The 20774-nt window shown below is 42.0% G+C and carries 20 protein-coding genes and 1 pseudogene; 8 read left to right on the top strand and 13 right to left on the bottom strand.

Annotated features, from left to right (window positions below; genetic code table 11):
* Window positions 1-157 precede the first annotated feature (157 nt).
* The 6 genes and pseudogenes from ACFE93_RS15555 to ACFE93_RS15580 form a co-directional block, all read left to right on the top strand.
* Window positions 158-604, top strand: a pseudogene (locus ACFE93_RS15555) (DUF4142 domain-containing protein); the annotation flags it as partial.
* Window positions 605-845: 241 nt separating this feature from the next.
* On the top strand, window positions 846-1037 hold the full coding sequence (locus ACFE93_RS15560; protein ID WP_375474143.1) for a hypothetical protein: 192 nt from the start codon (window positions 846-848) through the stop codon (window positions 1035-1037).
* Window positions 1038-1046: 9 nt separating this feature from the next.
* Window positions 1047-2363, top strand: coding sequence for a Gfo/Idh/MocA family protein (locus ACFE93_RS15565; protein ID WP_375474144.1), 1317 nt, complete (start codon window positions 1047-1049; stop codon window positions 2361-2363).
* A gap of 182 nt (window positions 2364-2545) precedes the next feature.
* Window positions 2546-2794, top strand: coding sequence for an MFS transporter (locus ACFE93_RS15570; protein WP_375474145.1), 249 nt, complete (start codon window positions 2546-2548; stop codon window positions 2792-2794).
* A 318-nt stretch (window positions 2795-3112) separates the two neighbouring features.
* Complete coding sequence (locus ACFE93_RS15575; RefSeq protein ID WP_375474146.1) at window positions 3113-4270, top strand: XdhC family protein; 1158 nt, start codon at window positions 3113-3115, stop codon at window positions 4268-4270.
* Between the two features lie 5 nt (window positions 4271-4275).
* A complete protein-coding gene (locus ACFE93_RS15580; protein WP_375474147.1) occupies window positions 4276-4911 on the top strand; it encodes an NTP transferase domain-containing protein in 636 nt (211 codons plus the stop codon).
* A gap of 386 nt (window positions 4912-5297) precedes the next feature.
* On the opposite strand, the gene ACFE93_RS15585 is transcribed toward ACFE93_RS15580, so the two are convergent.
* The 4 genes from ACFE93_RS15585 to ACFE93_RS15600 all read right to left on the bottom strand — a co-directional run bounded on the left by ACFE93_RS15585 (window position 5298) and on the right by ACFE93_RS15600 (window position 9901).
* Window positions 5298-5672 carry a colicin V family bacteriocin gene (locus tag ACFE93_RS15585; RefSeq protein ID WP_375474148.1) on the bottom strand — a complete coding sequence of 125 codons (375 nt, stop codon included), beginning with the start codon at window positions 5670-5672 and terminating at the stop codon, window positions 5298-5300.
* Between the two features lie 64 nt (window positions 5673-5736).
* A complete protein-coding gene (locus ACFE93_RS15590; RefSeq protein WP_375474149.1) occupies window positions 5737-7311 on the bottom strand; it encodes a GMC oxidoreductase in 1575 nt (524 codons plus the stop codon).
* 11 nt (window positions 7312-7322) lie between these two features.
* Entirely contained in the window at window positions 7323-8945 is a 1623-nt protein-coding gene (locus ACFE93_RS15595) for an FAD-dependent oxidoreductase (protein ID WP_375474150.1), read from the bottom strand.
* A 158-nt stretch (window positions 8946-9103) separates the two neighbouring features.
* Complete coding sequence (locus ACFE93_RS15600) at window positions 9104-9901, bottom strand: SDR family NAD(P)-dependent oxidoreductase (RefSeq protein ID WP_375474151.1); 798 nt, start codon at window positions 9899-9901, stop codon at window positions 9104-9106.
* A gap of 479 nt (window positions 9902-10380) precedes the next feature.
* Here ACFE93_RS15600 and ACFE93_RS15605 point away from each other — a divergent pair, with 479 nt between their 5' ends.
* Both ACFE93_RS15605 and ACFE93_RS15610 read left to right on the top strand, forming a co-directional pair.
* A complete protein-coding gene (locus ACFE93_RS15605; protein WP_375474152.1) occupies window positions 10381-11286 on the top strand; it encodes an SMP-30/gluconolactonase/LRE family protein in 906 nt (301 codons plus the stop codon).
* Entirely contained in the window at window positions 11283-11825 is a 543-nt protein-coding gene (locus ACFE93_RS15610) for a DoxX family protein (RefSeq protein ID WP_375474153.1), read from the top strand. Before ACFE93_RS15605 ends, ACFE93_RS15610 begins: the two co-directional genes overlap by 4 nt.
* Before the next feature lie 211 nt (window positions 11826-12036).
* Here the strand turns inward: ACFE93_RS15610 and ACFE93_RS15615 are convergent, their stop codons facing one another.
* The 9 genes from ACFE93_RS15615 to ACFE93_RS15655 all read right to left on the bottom strand — a co-directional run bounded on the left by ACFE93_RS15615 (window position 12037) and on the right by ACFE93_RS15655 (window position 20159).
* Complete coding sequence (locus tag ACFE93_RS15615) at window positions 12037-12450, bottom strand: peptidoglycan-binding domain-containing protein (RefSeq protein WP_334850649.1); 414 nt, start codon at window positions 12448-12450, stop codon at window positions 12037-12039.
* Window positions 12451-12709: 259 nt separating this feature from the next.
* Window positions 12710-13645, bottom strand: a complete 936-nt coding sequence (locus ACFE93_RS15620; RefSeq protein ID WP_375474154.1) for a VOC family protein — start codon at window positions 13643-13645, stop codon at window positions 12710-12712.
* A 240-nt stretch (window positions 13646-13885) separates the two neighbouring features.
* Window positions 13886-15253 (bottom strand): NAD(P)/FAD-dependent oxidoreductase, encoded by a 1368-nt coding sequence (locus tag ACFE93_RS15625; protein ID WP_375474155.1) that lies wholly within the window; start codon window positions 15251-15253, stop codon window positions 13886-13888.
* A 151-nt stretch (window positions 15254-15404) separates the two neighbouring features.
* The gene (locus tag ACFE93_RS15630) at window positions 15405-15650 is read right to left on the bottom strand and encodes a hypothetical protein (protein WP_375474156.1); all 246 of its coding nucleotides are present in this window, start codon (window positions 15648-15650) and stop codon (window positions 15405-15407) included.
* A 38-nt stretch (window positions 15651-15688) separates the two neighbouring features.
* On the bottom strand, window positions 15689-16354 hold the full coding sequence (locus tag ACFE93_RS15635; protein ID WP_375474157.1) for a heme-copper oxidase subunit III: 666 nt from the start codon (window positions 16352-16354) through the stop codon (window positions 15689-15691).
* Between the two features lie 107 nt (window positions 16355-16461).
* Window positions 16462-18117, bottom strand: coding sequence for a cytochrome c oxidase subunit I (gene ctaD / locus ACFE93_RS15640; RefSeq protein ID WP_375474158.1), 1656 nt, complete (start codon window positions 18115-18117; stop codon window positions 16462-16464).
* Entirely contained in the window at window positions 18107-19030 is a 924-nt protein-coding gene (locus tag ACFE93_RS15645) for a cytochrome c oxidase subunit II (RefSeq protein ID WP_375474159.1), read from the bottom strand. Before ACFE93_RS15645 ends, ctaD begins: the two co-directional genes overlap by 11 nt.
* A 32-nt stretch (window positions 19031-19062) precedes the next feature.
* On the bottom strand, window positions 19063-19668 hold the full coding sequence (locus ACFE93_RS15650; RefSeq protein WP_375474160.1) for a DUF2231 domain-containing protein: 606 nt from the start codon (window positions 19666-19668) through the stop codon (window positions 19063-19065).
* The gene (locus ACFE93_RS15655; RefSeq protein ID WP_375474161.1) at window positions 19665-20159 is read right to left on the bottom strand and encodes a DUF2231 domain-containing protein; all 495 of its coding nucleotides are present in this window, start codon (window positions 20157-20159) and stop codon (window positions 19665-19667) included. Before ACFE93_RS15655 ends, ACFE93_RS15650 begins: the two co-directional genes overlap by 4 nt.
* Window positions 20160-20774: the final 615 nt, after the last annotated feature.

Raw genomic sequence — 20774 nt, forward strand, 5'->3', positions numbered from 1 at the left:
CACTTAGAGTCCAACACCAACTACTTCACCAACTGCCTCACCAACTGCCTCACCAACTGCCTCACCCACTGCCTCACCAACTGCCTCACCAACCGCCTCACCAACTACTTCACCAACTCCATCAGGGCAAAATAGCCTCAGTTCTTCAGACAGACAGTTTATGACTGAAGCCGCTCAAGGTGGTTTAGCAGAAGTCCAATTAGGAAAACTGGCATCAAAACGTGGAACTAGCAATGCGGTAAAACGGTATGCACAGCGCATGGTTAAAGATCACACCCCGGTAAACAATCGACTTAAACAGTTGGCGGCTAAAAAAGGTGTAACGCTGCCAACTACTCTCAATAGCACAAATAAGCAAGTCCAGCAACGCTTATCCAAACTTTCTGGTGCTACCTTTGACCGCGAATATTTGAATCAGATGCTTGAAGATCATCAAAATGATGTCTCCGCATTTCAAACTGAAGCTCAACAGGGACAAGATCCAGACGTGAAAGCATTTGCTGCTCAAACGCTACCAACCCTCCAACAACACCTGCAACAGGTTAGTTCCCTTGTTAATCCTGGAACTTCAACTAGTACCCCAACTCCAACCAGTACCCCATAAGGCAATACAGTTCAGTTAAACATTTCTTCTTTCCCTTTGCGTCCGCTATGCGTACTTTTGCAAAGAAGCAAGCTACGCGTAGTGTCTCGTAAAGAAAGCGATAGCTGTGGCAAGTCGCTCTGCATCTACGTTAAAGAGTTTTAGCCAGAAAAATCTAATATTAGCGTTGCATGAAGGAATTAGATAATTTATTTCTTGGAGTTCTCTAAGTACAGTTTTGTGTAAAAGCGTAGATTTTTAATTGCAGAGGAACGCATTGGCATTGTTAGGCGACGCATTGGCATTGTTAGGCGATGCATTGACATTGTCAGGCAACGCATTGGCATTGTTAGGCGACGCATTGGCATTGTCAGGCAACGCATTGGCATTGCAGGGTATTTCCAAATTTAATTCGCTACGAATTGTTGTACTAAATCCAAAATTTCATCATTAAGGAACCACGATGCCTGAAGTGTTTAAAGGAAAATTTTCTCGTCGTCAGATTCTTACTACTGCTGGGTTAGGAGCCATTTCAGCCACCGCAATTGGTAGTATGGGCGAAGAGGTTATTGCCCAACAGCCAACTGGACAAGCCACCCCACGCGGAGGCCCCTTACCGCCTCAGATTCAGTTTCCGCCCATCTCGGAAAAGACTGAGGTTGATACAGGTGGGCCACCAACTGCATTACCCCCAGAGCGACGTTTGGGGTTTGCGATCGTCGGACTAGGGAGACTAGCATTAGAAGAAATCATGCCTGCGTTTGCAGAATGTAAACTAGCAAAGCCAACTGCATTAGTTAGTGGCGATGCTGCCAAAGCAAATCTTGTTGCCCAGCAATATGGCATCAAACCGCAGAACGTTTACAACTATCAGAATTACGATAATCTCCGTAACAATCCAGACGTTGACGTGATTTATATTGTATTGCCTAACAGTATGCACCGGGAATATACGGTGCGTGGTGCGAAAGCAGGAAAGCACATTCTGTGTGAAAAGCCAATGGCAACCACAGTCGAAGATGCTCAACAGATGATAGATGCGTGCAAACAAGCCGATCGCAAGCTGATGATTGCTTATCGCTGCCAATATGAGCCGCACCATCGCGCCATGATTCAGATGATCCGTAGCAAAGAATTGGGAGCCATCAAGGTAATTCAAGCAGATAACGGCCAAAACCAAGGCGGTGACTTAAACCAGTGGCGATTGAAACGCACCTTAGCTGGAGGTGGCTCTTTACCGGATGTGGGAGTTTATTGCTTGAATGCAACTCGCTATTTGACGGGAGAAGAACCGATCGCAATTAGCGCCCAAATCTTCAGCACTCCTGGCGATCCGCGCTTCAAAGAGGTAGAAGAAAGTGTCACCTTCCAATTGCGGTTTCCCAGTGGAATACTAGGGATTTGCTCCACTAGCTACGGCTTTCACGAAGCACGCCGCTTTCGTGTCTTCGGTTCTGATGCTTGGGCGCAGCTCGATCCAGGATTTTCTTATAACGGTTTGCGAATGATGATTTCGCGTAAATCGCCAACAAACAGCATGGCAGAAAACATTAGCGAAGTGCGGATAGGTGAGAAGAATCAGTTTGCTTTGGAAATCGATCACATGGCAGATTGTGTGATTCAAAATAAACAACCCCATACGCCTGGTGAAGAAGGTTTGCAAGACCAAAAACTAATCACGTTGATTTACGAAGCCGCACAAACAGGCAAAACCATTACCTTACCTCGTGTGTCAGGATTGGATACTACTCGTGGCCCCGCTCCTCGAATGCTGAAGTAAATACTTGCATACCGCAGTCATGACCAAATAATTACTAATTCGTAATTCGTAATTCGTAATTCGTAATTACTTGGTGTCATAGCCCCCGCCAAATCAGAGATTTTGGTGGTTTAAAATCAGTGGAAAGTACAATCCTGAACTGATTGCAACTACGAATTACGAATTATCAATTACGAATTACTTTGCCAACCTCTGCTTGGAGTCCGCTCCGTAAATCTTTGTTTCGCGATCGCCAGATTGCCTCGATTGTCTCCAACATTGGCGGTTGGATGGAGGACACGGCGGGAGCTTGGTTAATGACTTCTCTCACCACCTCTCCCCTGTTGGTGGCACTGATGCAAACAGCGGCAATGAATGGCCCAGCTTGGCAAGCAATTGTACCAGAACTAGTACCGCGATCGGAACTCATGGCTGCGATCGCTTTAATATAGTGCTGGGTTTAATATTGCCCGAGCAGTTGGGCCTGCGATCGCAGGTTTTGATAGATAAATGACTAAAGTTAGCCACTATCCTGCAGCGCATGATTTCAGTGGTGTTTTAGCTTATCTTGGATAGCAGAACACCGCGATGCCTGCGGCGGAAACAACGCACCTCAATCTAACGTATATACTGTAATCGTTAATGGGTGGTAAATCGAAAGAGTGTTTGACACTAGCAGCAATGTACAATCGCACAGTCATTACATTGTTTTGATTGGGACTGCCTGCTCAAGTTCATAAACTGCTAAAAACAGAAAAATCAGCAATCAAATGAACGAATTACAAGCAATTTTAGAAGGCTTCGAGTCAAGTCAAAAAAATGGTGAAATCACTTTCCTTGCCACTGTAGTCAAAACTCAAGGTTCAACCTATCGCCGACCAGGTGCCAAAATGTTGATGACAAATACAGGTCGGATGATCGGAACAATCAGCGCTGGTTGCTTGGAAAACGACGTATTTGAGCATACTCAACAACGAATGTCAGATGGCAAACCAATTGTTGTTAGTTACGATAACACTGCCTCTGAAGATATTCTTTGGGGCTTTGGTCTGGGGTGCAATGGGACAGTGCAAGTTCTCATCGAACGTCTTGAAAAAGAAAGTTCACCGAATGCGATCGCTTTTACACAAGAGTGCTTTCATAAAAAACATTTGGGTATTATTGCTACAGTTTTTGCCTTTGAAGATGGGGTAGATGTGAAACTTGGGTCGCGCTTACTGCTGTATCCAGATGGTAAAATTATCACTGATATTAAAGATCCAAATTTAATTCAATCTTTGATTGCAGATACTCAAGCAGCTTTTACTAATCAAAAGTCTAGTGTAAAAAACTATCAGTTATCTTTAGGCAGTGCCGAAGTTTTTATTGAAGTCATCCAACCACCCACGCCTTTAGTAATATTTGGTGCTGGTTATGATGCTGTACCCGTAGCACAGTTTGCTCAAGCATTAGGTTGGAACGTTACTGTAGTCGATTGTCGAGCTAATGAGGCAACTAGAGCGCGATTTCCAATAGCTTGTGATGTGATTCTTACTCGACGAGAAATTGTACAAAAACAGGTATTTATAGATGCCAACACAGTTGCTGTAGTGATGACGCATAATTACCTTGATGACCTGGAAATTTTGAAAACGTTGCTACCATCTCCTGCACGCTACATAGGGGTTTTAGGCCCAAAGGCGCGTACTGAAAGATTGCTTGAAGATTTAGGTTCGCAAGGAATAGTTTATACTACTGAACAATTAACCAGATTGCATGGCCCGATTGGGATTGATATCGGAGCAGATACACCTGAAGAAATAGCGATCGCTATTATTGCAGAAATTCAAGCAGTGCGAACAAATCGCAGTGGTAATTTTTTAAGAAATCGCAATCAACCGATTCACCAATACGATGAAAGCAACTCAAACTTGCTACTCACCACATAGTTTTTATGACTACTATAGACAATGAAAAATCAACCATAGCGATTATGATTCTTGCTGCTGGTGCATCTACACGGATGGGTACACCTAAACAACTATTGCTTTACCAAGGACGTAGTTTGTTGCAATATATTACAGACATGGCGATCGCTTCAGTTTGTCAACCTGTAGTAGTAGTACTTGGAGCAAATGCAGAACAGATTCATCCCCAAATCGAGCAACTTCCCGTTACAGTAGTTAAAAACTTGGATTGGGCTTGTGGAATGAGTGCTTCAATCAAGAGCGGTATTGAATTTTTAAATAATTTTCCGCAACAAACAGAAGCAGTAGTTATTACACTTTGTGACCAGCCATTTGTTTCTCACAAAATTATTAATCAACTTGTTGATACATATTATTCGACAAGAAAACCGATTATTGCTTGTGAATATGGGGATACATTAGGTGTACCCGCTCTATTTAATCAGATATTTTTTTCAGAACTTGCTGCTTTGAAAGAAACTTCAGGAGCAAAAAGAGTTATTAATAATAACCTTAATGAAGTTTTTTCTATTCCATTTCCACTAGGCGATATCGATATTGATACACCAAAGGATTACGAACAATTGCTATCAAGTAGTAGAGGAACTTCTGGTGTATCTTGAAAAATATAGAAATGGTTTAGTAGATTGCCCTTATAAAGCTAATAAAGTATATTAAAATATTGAAATTTGGAAAAGCAAAACTAATGTTTTTCAAAATATAGCAGTCATAAATCATTTGTGAAAATGATATATCTCTTTCTTCTTTCTTCCCTTTGCGTCCTTCTCTAACGAGACGCTACGCGATGGCGTTCTTGGCGGTTTGTTTCCTTATCTATATTTTTACGACTCCTGTAAGGATTGCTATATGTAGGTTGGGTTATAGCTTACTTCCCCAGTGGGATACGATAGTGAAACCCAACATTAACTAGAATAAAATGTCAGGTTTCGTTCTTCAACCCAACCTACATATATTATAAGTGTTTAACCAAACCTGATATTAAACCCTCTCAAGCCTTGTAAATTGCTGAAGGTTTTGATAAAGCTTGTAATTCTTCCCAAGAATAATGAGAGGGTAGTTCAATTGGTTTGCGATCGGCTCCTAATCCTAATCCACTTGTCGGCTGGATTTCTTCAATTAATTCTTCAGCATACTCTACCAGCTTATTGGCTGCAATGCCACCAGTAATTGCCCCTGCAATCCCACCAATGGCAGCACCCACTTTACCACCAATGGAGCGCCCCAATGCGGTTCCGGCAACGCCACCTCCCACAGTACCTAAACCTGTAGCCAATGGATGGGATTGTATTCCTTCTGACTCGTTCTGTTGAGATTGAATTTGTGGTTGCTGTTGTGGTGTAATTTGCCCTTGATCATTTGTCATAATGTTTGCCCTTTTTATCCTTACAAATAAATAATCACTATTGGTATCGTTCAGCTATTATGCCTTAGCCAAACGCTGCTGCAAGCAGATCGCCAACGCGCAACGCATTAGCCATAATCGTTAATGTTGGGTTAGCACCTGAATTTGAGGGAAAGAAACTACTATCTACCACGTAGAGATTATCGACATCATGGGTACGGCAATTGAGGTCAAGGACTGAAGTTTTAGGATCTGTACCAAATCGACAAGTACCACATTGATGAGCAACTGCTTGTTCAGGTATTTGAGTGCGGGGATAAATGCTAAATGGCAAGACGCTTTTAGCCGAATGAGGAATTGACTTGAGTACAGATGTCCAACGATGGATTAAGCGATCGCTTGCTTCAATATTGTTCAATGTATAATCAACATGAATCCGATCGCCCACCACACGAATCCGATTATTTGGGTCTGGTAAATCCTCTGTTTGCAACCACCAGCCAACCGATCGCTCGGCCAGCAAATTTCGTTCAAAATGAGGAATCAGCTTGATAAATGGAGCCATGAGTGGTGGAGCCTCTGCGGGAATCATATCTGCTAGTACATTGCCAGTATTTTGCACCATCCCCATTGGATAAGGAAAATCCGGCTCTCCCCAGTAAAAATCGTTGACAGCGATCGTTTTTTGAAATTTAGCGTGATTCACCTCTAGGTGTATGGAAACTATCGCGGTTTCCAGCTGTTTCATGTAATTCCGTCCCACTTGATCGGAACTATTTGCCAATCCATTGGGATGCTTATCGTTAGCAGAACGTAACAGCAAGGCTGCTGAGTTGATAGAACCACAAGCAACAACGACAATATCGCTTGTAAACCAATGTTTTTCCCCGGCAATTTCAGTTTCTACTCTCGTCACTTCTCGCCCCGACTCACTGGTATGCAGCCGCAAGACTTTGGCATTAGTTAAAAGAGTGAAATTGGTATACATCTCGCGGCTAGGACGAATGGCGTTGACATCGGCATCGGCTTTTGCGTGTACGAGACAGGGGTATCCATCAAAAGTATCGCAACGAATGCAGGGACTCTTGGTGCGATCGCTTTCATTAAGCTTTAATCCCAGTGGTAGGTGAAATGGGTAATAACCCAGTTCGCGGATGCCATCAGCAAGGGACTGCATATCCGGCTCATGACTCACTGGCGGATAGGGATATGGTTCGCCGCGAGGTGGTTCTGTTGGGTCTTCTCCTGCTTGACCATGTACGTCATACAGTTTTTCTGCCTGTGTGTAATACGGCTCAAAGTCTGAGTACTTGAGCGGCCATTCTGGAGAAATTCCTCCCTTGTGAATTACCCTTTCAAAATCTCGCTCTCGGAATCGAATTAAGGCTGCACCGTAGAGTTTAGTATTGCCGCCAACCCAGTAACCTGTCTGAGGCTTAAAAACTTTGCCTTCTTTGTTATACCATTGCTCATCGGTATGGTAACGATGTTTTTGGTAGACTTCCTGGGGATTCCAATTATCTTTTTCTCTCGGTAAAAAATCGCCTCGTTCCAGCACTAGAATTTTTTTACCTGTGGGTGCGAGGCGGTGAGCTAGCGTACCTCCACCTGCTCCCGTACCGATAATGATGATGTCATAGCGCTCAGTGATGTTTGTCATATATATATGCTCTAGCGCTTACTACTAACTTCAGGCTGTCGTCTTTGAATCAAATCAACGATACCACGCCGTAATTCATCAACAGTTAGCGTCTGGTTCAAGCGCATTAATTCTGAGATCGCTGCTGTTTTTGTATCTTGATGGCTGGTTGCAACTGCCAAGACTCGATTGTTTTTGAGATAAAAAGCGATAAATTCCTGTTTTTGCAAATCCCCATCTACAATTATTTCATCCCAACTTTCGGCGTGTCCGATGTAGCGCAACGGAAAGTCGAATTGCATTGTCCAGAACAAAGGAAGCCCTCTAAATTTGACTGCTTTACCTGTCATGTTCTGAGCGGCAATTCGCCCCTGCTGTGCTGCGACTCGCCAATGTTCAACGCGAATCGATTCGTTTGTCCGCCAATCGGGATAATGGGCAATATCACCTGCGGCATAGATGCCATCAGCTGCACGCAAGTATTCATCAACAACAACACTGTTATCTTTGGGATGCAAATCGATACCCTGAAGAAATTCTGTTGCAGGCTGTACGCCAATTCCGACAATTACTATATCTGCTTTTAAGCGATCGCCATTATCTAAAATTACAACTTCAACCTTGTCGCTACCCTCAAATTGCACCGCTTTCCTACCAAACTTAAAGGAAACGCCGTTTTCCTCATGGACTTGCTGAAAGATTTTGCCAATTTCCTCGCCCAGAATTTTCTTAAAAGGTACAGAATCTGGTGAAACAACAGTTACTTCTAAGCCTTGCTGCCTCAGCCCAGCTGCCGTTTCCATGCCGATAAAACTGGAGCCAATGACTACCGCTTGTCCTTTTTGCTTGCTGGTTGTCAAGATGCGATCGGTATCATGAAAACTGCGTAATGTCAAAATGTTTTGCAAGTCTGCACCGGGAATATCTAGCTGGCGTGGTTTGCCTCCTGTTGCTACTAGTAAGGCATCATAGGTTAATGAATCACTAGACGCTCCGGCGTCGCTATCAGTAAAGGTAATCGTTTTATTCGTGGTTTGTACCTCTTCAACTCGCTTATTCAACAGCACTTCAATCGCGTGTTCTTTGAAGAAATCAGGCGATCGCAAGGGCATTTCCTCTGCGGATGTCTTACCAATGAAGTAGTCTTTAGTCAGCTTGGTGCGATCATAGGGTAACTTGTTATCTTGAGTAATCATCACGATTCGCCCTTGATATCCAGCTACTCGCAAAGTTTCTGCGGCATGGACACCCGCCGCCCCTGCGCCTAAGATCGCAAATGTCCGCCCATCAACATTAGGGTCGAATTGCGCCATTGCGGGCGATCGGAATCCGTTAGTTTCCTCTGGTACGCTGACAATGACATTTTCACCTTCAATGCGTATTTTATAACAAGCTAAAGCATCCAAACCAGGTGGCTCTTGTTGGTCGCCAGTCGTTACGTCATAATAGGCATTGTGCCAGGGGCAAACAACATGATGTCCACTCAGTACCCCCTCAGCCAGTGGCGCTTTATAATGAGTGCAGTGTGCGCCAACAGCATAATACTTTCCATCTATACGACTTAATAAGATTTCTGTTTCGCCAACAGACACTTGTCGCATTTCGCCATCATTTAGATCGTTGATGTTACCAACAACTGCTTCTATCTGTTTCATAATCAACTCTTAAATTAAGAATAAGAGTTATACCAATTCTTGAACACTTGGTAACATATTAGTTTATGTACGGATGCAAGGTTTTACACCCTTTCATTACGAATTGATATAACAATAAACAACTGGCCTACTGTTAGTTTCTCTTACACCTCTTTTGCTCACAAACTTGCAACCGAGCCACCATCTACCCGATAATTAGAACCAACCACAAAGCTTGATTGCTCAGAGCAAAGGAATGCAATCACAGCCGCAACTTCTTCTGCTTTGCCACGTCGTTTAAGTTCGATGTGAGGGCGCTGTTCATCAAGAAAACTGCCAATTGCTTCATCAAAGTTTACACCCAATTGTTTTGAGCGCTTTTCCATCATTGCGTCAGTCATTGGGGTGGCAATATAGGCAGGAGAAACTGCATTTACCAACACGCCATCTTTTGCATAAGCTTTAGATAAATTTTTAGCCAGATTCAATACTGCTGCTTTGCAAGCGCAATAAGGTATCTCTTCTGGGTAGGGCTGTAGTGCATCTTCCGAACTAATGAGGATGACTCTTCCCCAACCATTTTGACGCATTGCCCCAATAAAAGCGCGACACGTACGTACCGCCCCCATCAAGTCAACATCAATTGTCTTGTACCACTCCTCATCACTCAGTTCCAGAAAATCTGCCGTAGCACCTGTGATTCCTGCTGCGTGAACAAGGATGTGAACTGTTCCGAAGCGCTCAAGAATTTGCTTTTTGGCAGCTTCGACTTGTTTGGGCTGAGTGAGGTCTGCTTGAACTGTAAATATTTCTCCAAAGTTTCTCAACTCTTCAGCCGCCAGTTCAAGGTTTTCCGAAGTCTTATCGAGAATAGTAACCTTTGCACCTTCACGAGCGAGCAGTTTCGCTGTCGCTTTACCAATGCCGGAATCACCTCCAGTAATTACAGCAACTTTATCTTTAAGACCAAGATCCATAAGCTATTTATTAGATGAAGAACAATTTACGCCAAACCGATTAATTAAGAAATAAATATTTAAATAGTTTTTATTTCTACATTTTACTTTATGTCACAAAGTCTAATTTTTTCAACTTATCGATGGTATATCTCTTAAGATGATAAATTCAGCCTTTAGACATAGATAAACTGAAAAAAATTGTTTGAATTAAGAATTGAGAAAAAATTTGGTGATAGATGGATTGGCATAACCTAGAGTTAAAGAGATATTACCAATTTTAGATTTTAGATTCTATCCAAGGGATTAATTATTATTTATGTCTAAAGAGAGGGTAGTATTTCATTTTAATTTTATTTTTGTTTATATATTATGTAAATCAAACATATTTAATATTTATAAAAATGCATAGAAATTTTATAAATATTACTTTTTAAATTGGTATTAACTTGAACCTGCCATTTATCGCCAGTAACCAAGTTAAATAGTAGGAGATTCCTATGCCTGAAGCCATTGAGATTTCTGACGATCGTATCTGTGCCTTAATACGCCCAGGTGCTTCACTGCAAAAGCTGACAAACGGTGCAGTCCATAGCGAAGGCCCTGTTTACTTCCACGAAGATGACAGTGTTGTGTGGAGTGATGCTCACGGCAACCGCCTGTTGCACTGTAATTCTACCAATAACGTGAGTGTTATACGCGACCCATCTGATTATCAAAGTGGTAATTACCGCGACTTGGAGGGTCGTCTGGTTGCTTGTTCCTCTGGACTGCGTGCTATTATCCGACGCGAACACGATGGTGAATGGAAGGTTTTAGTCGATCGCTACCAAAGCAAACGCCTGAATAGTCCAAATGATTTAGTAGTCAAAAGTGACAACACGATTTGGTTCACCGATCCCCCTTATGGGATCACCGAACCAAACCAAGGTTACGGCGGCGAACAGGAACAACCTGGAAGTTACGTTTACCGCTTTAACCCTACTACTGATGAGATTTATCCTGTAGTAACAGATATGGTGCGCCCGAATGGGCTGGCTTTCAGTCCAGACGAAAGTTTACTGTATGTTTCAGATACAGCTGCGTTTAATATTCCTGGTGGGCCTCATCATATTCGCGTCTACGAAGTTGTAGATAATCGCCATGTAAAAAATGGGCGTGTGTTTGCAGTCATCGATCCAGGACAACCGGATGGATTTCGGGTTGACGAACATGGCAATATTTTTACTAGTTCTCAAGACAGCATACAGGTATACGCCCCAGACGGAACTAAGCTAGGAAAAATTCTCATCCCGGAGACAAGTACTAACCTAACTTTCGGTGGTAAGGAACGCGATCGCTTATTTATCACAGCCGGTCATTCTTTATATGCTATAGACCTTAATACCCGTGGTGTGCAACTATGATTTATCAATTTGGGCTGGGTGTAGCGATCGCCTTTTTTCTGGCTGCATTTAATTTCCCTCAATTAGGCCCACACTTGTTAAGTTCACTCTCTTTTGTGTATTCTGACGGATTTCCAGGATTGGCACTTTTGCTACTCAGAGTTAGTATTGGCTGGTTGTTTATACTACACGGTTATCCCAAGATAACGCATCTTCAACAGTGGGCTGATTCTCTAAAAACGCCTGTCTTTCTTTGCTTTTTATCGGCTGCATCGATGTTAGGTGGCGGAATTTTTCTAATAATTGGATTCCTGACACTCTTATCAACCTTGCCGATTCTCTGCTCAATGATTTTTGCGATATATTTAGACATTTCTGGAAGTAAGCCTTTTGTAGCCCAAGATCCATACTTAATTCCTGAACAACAGTATAAAGGCCCTTTAGGAAAAGGTGAACCCCCAAGTTGGGAAAAGGCGTTTATGTACTGCGTCATGCTGATTGCGATCGCGGTTTTAGGCCCTGGAGCTTATTCACTTGATGCTTTAATTTTTGGACGTTGATACATACATTATTATGACTTACGCACAGGTAACGGAAAACGAACCACAGAGTACGCAGAGGTCACGGAGAAATGAGACTTTAAGAGGGTTTTTGCGTAAGTCCTAATTATTTATCAATATGCTTGGCTTTGTAAAAAATTGAAGGCTAGAATTTATTTCCTAGCCTTTTGTCTTTAAGACATTTCCGCAATCAGGATGTTAGTAAATCATTTTATTTAAGAGCGGCTAAAGTCCGGCGTCCAATTATTCCGTCTGCTCTTAATCCTTTAGACTTCTGAAATTTCATCACCGCTGCACGAGTCTTATTATCAAAGACACCATTTACACTTGCTGTATAGAATCCTTGTTGCTTTAAAGAATTCTGAACAGTTTTCACTGTCTCTCCTCTGCTGCCTACTGTTAATACATTACCAGTACTACGCTTTGCCATATTATTGGACTTGTGCATAGCATTAGCCTTATGCATAGCACTAGGCTTTTTCATCATGTTGCTTTGCTGAGTACTTTGGGCAATGTGAGTAGTAGTAGCCGTTGTATTTTGGCTTTTATTATTAGTTAAAGAGTAAGCAGGCAAAGCAGCCGCTAGAGTTAAAGCAGGGAGCAAAGCAAGTATTTTCCAATTCATCTTCTTGTTCCTTCCAACTGTATGAGATTTTGCAATTTCTATTTGAAGAGTCATCTTCATAAGGGACTGTGCCTTGAGTGATTCTCCTCTGTAGATTCTGGTATGTGGGTTTAGTCTGAGACTATTTCCCAAGCCAGAGCTATAGCATTACACGGGGTATTGACAAAGCTATTGCGAAATTGTGACAAAAGCATGACTAAATGTATTAAAATTTATGTCGCCCGAAATTGCGCTCTGATTTATGAAAATTTCCCTAATATCATTCTGCAATGAGTAGAATGGTGTGTTTGTCAGGATCTTTTATTAAATAACCTTGCTTATTAGAAAAAGAGTTATCTACAATCGGTATCTGATTTTGCCGTAGCTTATCTATTAGCTGCTCAATATCATTGGTAACAAGCTCAATTTGCACACTTGCAATATCGCAACTTTTCCAGTCACTTGGTATAGGACGACCCTTTCCAGGCAAAATGTAGTCCAACAGTTCAATTCCTACACCATCTTCAACTGGTTGCAGTCCTGTAATTCTCACTTTGGCTCCTGGTAAGTTATCCAAGCGAGTTTGAGTTGCACGCCAGTTAAGACTGCGACTATCAATTTGCATTCCCAGAAGGTCGCAGTAAAAGTGTAGACTTTGCTCAGTGTTAGAAACTGCGATCGCACTATGATCGATTCCCAGAAACAAGCTATGACTGTTTTGATGCCATTTATCTTTACCTTTATCAGGCGGAAACCAAATTAACTCTAAATCATGACCATCAGGATCTTTAAACTTGAAAGCACGGACACCACCAGATGCTTCATTCTCAGGTGGTATTGTCTGGGGAGCAACTGAAATTGGTTGAATGGGAAATGAACGCAAGTGAGCATAAGCGCGATCCATATCACTCACTACAATCGCCAGATGTTGAAACCACAGGTCATTACTTTGTGAATCGCTGGGAATGGGTTTACCCTGAATATTGAGATACTCTATCAACTCGATAAATTCATCTCCAAGTTGTAAGCTAACAACGCGAACTTTTGCCCCAGTTATATTTTCTAAATCGCTGTAATTGTGCCCTTCAACAGTAATGTCAGAAACTAGTTTAAAATCTAGTGCTTCTTGATAGAAATTTAGAGAGCGATCGCAGTTTGTCACTGTTAATCCAATAGCTCGAATTCTTTGCACCTGTACGTTGATATGAGTAGTCATAAATCAAAGCCCTCTTTACCCTCTCCCAATCTCTAGTGGCTTGTTAAGTTAGTAATGAAGAGTTTGTAGTAAGCACTTTAGTGCTTGGAAAATAAGGACTAAAGTCCTTACCCAACGGGAAAGTTAGTCGCTCATGGGGGAAACCCCTCTTGGCGCTAGCCTCTCCCTTTAGGAGAAGACCGCGCTAACTCACTACGAATTTGTTTCCACATCAATTTAAACTTGACAGATTACTAATCCCTAGTCTTTTTTATCATCCGAACCCAACATTTTCAATAATTTTCTGGCAGCTAAAACGCCTAGAACTCCTGCACCAACCACTTCCACTGCTTGAACAACTTTTTTGCCTACATTATTAGGGTCAAGGTGATGGTGAAAAATCTCTTCATCCACCCATTCAGTTGTTGCTTTGAAATCATGAATTGGTGTTGGTAATAGCGTTAAATAAGTGCCTTGACGGATTAAATGCCCGGATTCGCCTGTAATTTCCAAAACATTAAAAACGTTAGCAGCAGCATTATTTAACCCTAATTTTAAGAGAGTTCCGCGTATATTTACCTTTGCTGGTTTGAGGTCTTCGCCCAACGCTAATGCTTTCAAATTTCGGGCAATATTGGCTCCTTGCTGATAAGCAACTTGGGCTGTTAGCGGCAGTGATTTATTCTCAACGGCTGCACAATCCCCGCCTGCAAAGACTTCTGGAAAGTCAAGTAGTTGCATTGTGGGAGTAACTATGGGGCGATTGCGACGATCGCGATGTTCTTGGGAAATTGGTAAATCTTTAATCAATGGATGAATAGAAGTACCAGCTGTCCAGACTGTGGTAAAAGTTGTCAGTGTATTAACTTGATTATTGCTCTTATATTCAATTGCATTAGGGTGAACAGCAGTAGCTTCTGCTCCCGTAAGGATTTCAATTGGTACAGTACGTTTTTGTAATTCTTTCTCGGCAATTGGGCGTAGAGGATCGTTAATATCAGCGTCGAGGATTTCTTTACCGTGATTGAGCATTACCACACGGATTTCATTAGAATTTCCTCCCATAGCGCTATACCAATGTGGGAGTAAATCTGCTAAAGTAGCTGCCATTTCTACACCAGAAGCACCACCACCAACTATGACTACTGTTAATAGTTTCCGGCGTTGTTCTATATCTTCTGTTTTGACTGCTTTTTGTAAACAGTCGCGTAAATGATGGTCAAGAGCGATCGCATCTTCTTGTGTCCAAAAAGGAAAAGCGTATTCTTGGGCACCTTCAAGATGATGATAAGCAGTAACATTACCCAAAGCTAATACTAAATTACTGTAATTGTAGGAGTTTCCCGAAGCTAATTTTATTTCTCGTTGATGCAAGTCTACTGATTGCACTGTATCTTGAACAAAGATGACACCGCTACCTTTAAGCAATTCCGAAAAACGCGGTACTACTTGAAAAGCATCCATCTCACCATCGAAATACTCATAAAGTAATGGCTTAAAGCAAAAACGTTCATTTTTATCAATCAAAATTACAGAGCGAGGATAATGTTCGTGAGCTAGGTGTAACGCTGTAAATAAGCCGGTAAAGCCACCACCGACAATCACAGTTTGGTAAACTGGGCTGTTCATAAAATATCTCCAAAGTATTGTCAAATCAGGATTTTGCCAGGATGTTAAGCATTTAAATCAGATTTTCTTGTCTCACGCAGAGGTGCAAACAAAGAGTCAAAATTAAGATTTTCGCCAAAGTACAAATGACAAATGACCAATGACAAATCTGCTATATGAATAAAAATAACGCAATTAAAATGACGCTGAGGAATAAAGCGAAAGCAATAGCATATTCGACTCTACGACTAAAAAATCCCACAGCAGCAATTAGAGCGATCGCTAGCCCAATAATGCCAATATATTGCTCTTTTTGTAACCCATGTGCAATTAATGGGTCTTTACCTGGTGCGGGAGTTTCTTGAACTGCTTTTGGGGCGAGTTCTGATGCTGGTAGTTCTTGTAATAATAAGTTCATGAAATTACTCCTGAAAATAGTTGGTTAACTGAAAATCTTTATGCCCGCCAAAGGTAGATAAGCGAGAAAAGAAAGACCCAAACTACATCAACAAAGTGCCAAAATAGCGTAGTCGCACTTGTACCGAAGTGAGTCTTATTATAATTGCCTGGAATGAATGAGCGAATCAGCATAATTATCTGAAGCACAACACCAGCCAGAACGTGTAGACCGTGGAAACCTGTCAGCAAATAGAATGTGGAACCCACTAATCCTGTAGTAATCTTGAAATCAAGATTTTTCCACTCAATTAATAGACCAATTAAAAAGTAGGTTCCCATTGCGATCGTGATCAGCCATAGCCCGCGAAATTTACCCAGTTGATTACGCTTGAGGGCATTTTCTGCTGGTTGAATCACAAAGCTACTAGAAAGTAAAACTACCGTATTAATAATCACGAGCTTAGACAATTCTGGCCCAGAAATACCGGGTGGTAGCCAGTTAGTAGTATTCAGTCGTAGAGCAACATAAGTAAAGATAAAACTCAAAAAAATGATACTCTCTGACAACAGAAACACACTAAATCCGAACATTCCTTTGCCATGATGATCTTGATGACTTCCGCCACCAGATGGTAAAAAGCGCTGTAACCAATTTGGTAAGCGTCGCCGCCACTGGTCAAAACGGATCGGACTTTCATCTATATGAATGTTGCCACGTTGCATAATACCAATTCGTAATTCGTAATTCGTAATTAAGAAATTCAAGTTTCATCTAGGTTTTGCCCTTGAATCTATTGCCCAATTTTAATTAGTTTCTGATTCTTAACTTCTTACTCAGCATCATTAGAATTTTCCACGAATGAATATTTGGGATCGCCATAGTCGTAAGGAGGCCTGTTGACAACAGGAATCTCTTCAAAGTTATCTCGCGGAGGTGGTGAGGAAGTTGTCCATTCCAATCCCGTAGCGTGCCAGGGATTATCGACTGCTCTGGCTCCGTATAGCCAGGAACCGACAATATTAGCAATAAAGGGCAGTGTCGATGCTCCCAGTAAGAACGATCCCAGGCTAGCGATGACGTTCCAACCTTGATACTGGGGATCGTAGGAAGAAATTCGGCGTAACATCCCTTGCAAACCTAATGGGTGCATGGAGAAAAAGGTAATATTAGCAGGAATAAAGGTCAACCAGAAATGCAGTTTACCCCAACCCTCGGCGTACATCCTGCCAGTTATCTTGGGAAACCAGAAGTAAATGGCTGCAAAGATTGCCATTGTGATCGTATTAAAAACGATGTAGTGGAAGTGACCTACTACAAAGTAAGTATTATTGACGTGGATATCAAATGGGGTGGCGGCAAGCATCACACCAGTGACACCGCCAAAAATAAACATCGCTGCACCTCCCATTGCAAATAACATTGGTGTCTCTAGATGCAATTTGCTCCTCCAGATGGTGGCAGTCCAAGCAAATGCTTTAACACCAGTGGGTATGGCAACTAACATCGAGGTGGCCATGAAGGTCATCCGCATCCAGTTGGGGGTAGCACTGGTAAACATGTGATGCACCCAGACGAAGATGCTGACTACAGCGATACCCAAAGAAGCAAGAGCAACTGACCGATAGCCAAATAGAGGATTGCGAGAAAAGGCTGGCAGAACTTCCGCAATAATACCGAAGGCTGGGAGCGCCATGATATACACTGCCGGGTGAGAATAGAACCAGAATAAATGTTGGTAGATAATGGGATCGCCACTTCCTTCAGGTTTAAAAAATTGTGTACCGAAGGAGAGGTCAAGCAACAGTAGTATCAATGCACCCGTCAAGGAAGGCAAATTAATCAGCTGCAACAACTGGGCGCTAAAAACTGACCACACAAAGACGGGCATTCTAAAAAATGTCATCCCTGGCGATCGCATCCAAAAGATTGTGGTGACAAAGTTGACAGCCCCCATAATTGAGGAGATACCGATTAGTACTAGGCTAACTATCCAAATGAATTCACCGTTAATGAACTGATCGCCTGGAACTTGCAGACTAACTGGTGGATAAGACCACCAGCCAGCTTGTGCAGTCCCGTTAGGTAGCAAGAAGCTAGATAGTAGTAGAAGACCTGCTGGTGGCAAAATCCAAAAAGAGATGGCGTTGAGCAGGGGAAAAGCCATGTCCCGCGCTCCAATCATCAATGGTACTAGGTAGTTAGAAAGACCTGCATTGAAGGGAATAATCCACAGGAAAATCATGATTGTCCCGTGCATGGTGAATAAACCGTTGTAGAGGGGGCGATCGACTAAATTTGATTCCGGGGTGAGCAACTCAGCCCGGATAATCATCGCCAACAGCCCGCCAAGCAAAAAGAAAATGAAGGTCATCACCATGTACTGAACACCGATTACCTTATGGTCGGTGCTGAAGCTGAAATATTGCCGCCAGTCATTTTGATGTTCTCTATTCTTGGCTATAGCTTCACTCATATCATGTGTCATTATTTATCTTCCTTTGATTCGCTATAGCAGGTTGAGCAGGTGTAATGGTGTGCCAGCCGCTTTGAAATAATGTCTTTGGTGGTTGGATATTTTCGGCAACTGCCTGATTTGGAGCATTTCCACTTTCGCTAGACACCGTTTGCGCGAGCCACTGATTATACTTATCAAGGGATTCAACGTATACATCTGCCTCCGTCAAGGCGAAGTAAGTACCACTAAATTGAGAATCTTTTAGTCGATATTTGCCTGGGCGAATCGGTGTTAGCACAATGTCAATTTTGCGCCCTGGAACAATATCCTGTTTTAAGCGAAACTCAGGAACGTAGAAACCGTGGATTACATCCTGTGCTTGCAAATTTAAGCGAGTGCTGCGATCGCTCGGCAAATGTAATTCCTTACTAATAAGATTATTTCGATAGCGAAAAGACCAATCTGACTGCTTAACGAAAACATCTATTGTTTCAGATGCAGGTTTGGGGGCATCGCTAACGGTTGTGGCGTAGGCGGGTGCAGATTCTAAGGGTGTGTGCAAATGCACAATTTGGTTTAGACCGAGAATGTCTAATTGCTGATAAATATTGAAGCTTTGCAAGGCAATCCATACTACTAGCAGAGTCGGAGTCGCTGTCCACAATATTTCTAGCTTCCCATTACCTCTAGAAGGGTGTCCCTCGCTGTAGTCTTCCGGTCGGGCGCGATGGAAAACTATGGCATACACAATAACACCAATAAGCCCCAGCAAGATAAATGCTCCAATTGAGACTAAAAAGCTAAATAAATCATCTACCCGTTGTGCTTCTGCTGTCGCCTGGGGAGGCATCCAAGAAAACGCCTGTTGTCCAATCCATCGACTGACAATTAGCAGCCCTGCGACATAAAACGCTATTAGTACATATTCAAAAAAACTAAACATAATAATCTCATGTAAGAGTGCTTCTTGCTTGATTATTTGGGTAGTAAATTTGGGTTTTTACCTTCTTGGAGTAACTTCGCAGCAGTAACGTGAATTCCAAACTCTTCTCCCAATTGCGCTCCCAAAGTTCCGTGGACAAACAAGATGCCCAATATTGCAATACCTGCTAACAAGTAACTCCACTGCACTTGCCTAGAAGCATCCTTGCGCCAGCGATAGCGTTGTAAACCTCTCCATAGTGTCATGGCTGCGATCGCTCCCAATAGCAAAACACCACCCAAACCATGCAAAAGCATTGTCCAACCAGCAGTTAACCCCCAAACGCTTTTTTGATCGATTGGTGGATTTGCTAGCAGTAGCTCGAAAAAACCAGCTGCAACCGTGAAAAAGGTGATAAAAGCTGCTGCTATGAGGTTATACCACCCGACATCAAAAAAACCAGAACGCAGGGTAGGCAGACCCAAAAATTTGAAGATTGGTTTTTCTAAAGCAAAAAGCGCTCCGGCAATATCAAAAACGATCGCAAGAATGAATAAACCCAATGTTAGATGCACCAGTTGCGGATGTATCGGAATCTCATAAGGTAATCCGTTAGCATTCAGCCTCAATCTCAACTGGTCAATCAGTTGCCAGTTCATGGCGAAACTCCCTGCTTCATCGCTTGCACAACTGGCTCGATGTGTAACCCGTACACCCAAACTAGCTTACTCCCTAAATAGACTTGCAAACACACTAGGCAGACTAAAAACGTTGCAGCACCCAAGTAAGCAGGCGATACTTTCCGTGGGGTGCGTTTGCGAATCACGAAACGCCAAGCTGTAATGCCAACGACAATAGCCGCCAGTGACCAACCCATCAACGTATGAAAATTCAGTGTTGGTTGGACTGCTGGGTAGATGTTCGCCAGACCTGCTTCAAACTGACCAAGAATCACCGCTATAAAGATAGCTGCTGAGGCCACAAACATATTCCAGAAACTCACCTCAAATAAACGCACGTTGCGCGTGAAATAGCCCAGCACATCGCACACGAAAGAAAAAAGCACCATTGCGATTACGAAATGGACAACGATTGGGTGTAGAGGGTCAGGGTATGGTAAATTTTGGTTATTCAGAGACAGAGCAGGCATCGCTTTCTCCTTCATGGATTTAAATATGTAGATGCGTTGCATGGAATTTCCATCCGCCTAACGCATTATTCATATTTTCAAGAATACTGTGCTAACGCCACAGATCAACCAATTAAAAAAAATTGGAAATTTACGATGCATTGAAATTTGTAAAGTAAATTTTGAAATAATTTTTTTCCATACTTTCTATTTTCTAGTAATTATTTTTCACAAGTGTTAAAATTCAATCAAATAACTAAATTCTTGATTGATATTATAATCTCAATTGGCATTTACGAAAACTAAAAAATGATGTTTTTTTTTAAAGCAATATTTAACAATAGTCAATCTAATCAGACAATTGAGAGTCATAAGTCTTTTATGGCTCTTTTATTTATGTCATCTGAGATTTGTGATTGATTGATTAACTAAAATATTTTACTTTAACCAATAACTTAACTTGCTTTGAATATACCATAATATTTTTTCTTAAGATTAATTTAAGCTTAAAAATTGCAATTTTGCAAATTTTAATACTGTTGTCACAGAAATGACAAATGATTGAAATATTTATTTAGTAAAACAATATGTTATTTATCTTTCTCTGGATAGATTATAAAAATACTAGAGATTCTT

Origin of the sequence: uncultured Nostoc sp. (assembly GCF_964247315.1) — a bacterium.
Lineage (GTDB): Bacteria > Cyanobacteriota > Cyanobacteriia > Cyanobacteriales > Nostocaceae > Nostoc.

Coding starts and splice junctions, on each gene's coding strand:
- ACFE93_RS15565 (WP_375474144.1), top strand. CDS start 1,047: ATGCCTGAAGTGTTTAAAGGAAAATTTTCTCGTCGTCAGATTCTTACT.
- ACFE93_RS15575 (WP_375474146.1), top strand. CDS start 3,113: ATGAACGAATTACAAGCAATTTTAGAAGGCTTCGAGTCAAGTCAAAAA.
- ACFE93_RS15580 (WP_375474147.1), top strand. CDS start 4,276: ATGACTACTATAGACAATGAAAAATCAACCATAGCGATTATGATTCTT.
- ACFE93_RS15585 (WP_375474148.1), bottom strand. CDS start 5,672: ATGACAAATGATCAAGGGCAAATTACACCACAACAGCAACCACAAATT.
- ACFE93_RS15590 (WP_375474149.1), bottom strand. CDS start 7,311: ATGACAAACATCACTGAGCGCTATGACATCATCATTATCGGTACGGGA.
- ACFE93_RS15595 (WP_375474150.1), bottom strand. CDS start 8,945: ATGAAACAGATAGAAGCAGTTGTTGGTAACATCAACGATCTAAATGAT.
- ACFE93_RS15600 (WP_375474151.1), bottom strand. CDS start 9,901: ATGGATCTTGGTCTTAAAGATAAAGTTGCTGTAATTACTGGAGGTGAT.
- ACFE93_RS15605 (WP_375474152.1), top strand. CDS start 10,381: ATGCCTGAAGCCATTGAGATTTCTGACGATCGTATCTGTGCCTTAATA.
- ACFE93_RS15610 (WP_375474153.1), top strand. CDS start 11,283: ATGATTTATCAATTTGGGCTGGGTGTAGCGATCGCCTTTTTTCTGGCT.
- ACFE93_RS15615 (WP_334850649.1), bottom strand. CDS start 12,450: ATGAATTGGAAAATACTTGCTTTGCTCCCTGCTTTAACTCTAGCGGCT.
- ACFE93_RS15620 (WP_375474154.1), bottom strand. CDS start 13,645: ATGACTACTCATATCAACGTACAGGTGCAAAGAATTCGAGCTATTGGA.
- ACFE93_RS15625 (WP_375474155.1), bottom strand. CDS start 15,253: ATGAACAGCCCAGTTTACCAAACTGTGATTGTCGGTGGTGGCTTTACC.
- ACFE93_RS15630 (WP_375474156.1), bottom strand. CDS start 15,650: ATGAACTTATTATTACAAGAACTACCAGCATCAGAACTCGCCCCAAAA.
- ACFE93_RS15635 (WP_375474157.1), bottom strand. CDS start 16,354: ATGCAACGTGGCAACATTCATATAGATGAAAGTCCGATCCGTTTTGAC.
- ctaD (WP_375474158.1), bottom strand. CDS start 18,117: ATGACACATGATATGAGTGAAGCTATAGCCAAGAATAGAGAACATCAA.
- ACFE93_RS15645 (WP_375474159.1), bottom strand. CDS start 19,030: ATGTTTAGTTTTTTTGAATATGTACTAATAGCGTTTTATGTCGCAGGG.
- ACFE93_RS15650 (WP_375474160.1), bottom strand. CDS start 19,668: ATGAACTGGCAACTGATTGACCAGTTGAGATTGAGGCTGAATGCTAAC.
- ACFE93_RS15655 (WP_375474161.1), bottom strand. CDS start 20,159: ATGCCTGCTCTGTCTCTGAATAACCAAAATTTACCATACCCTGACCCT.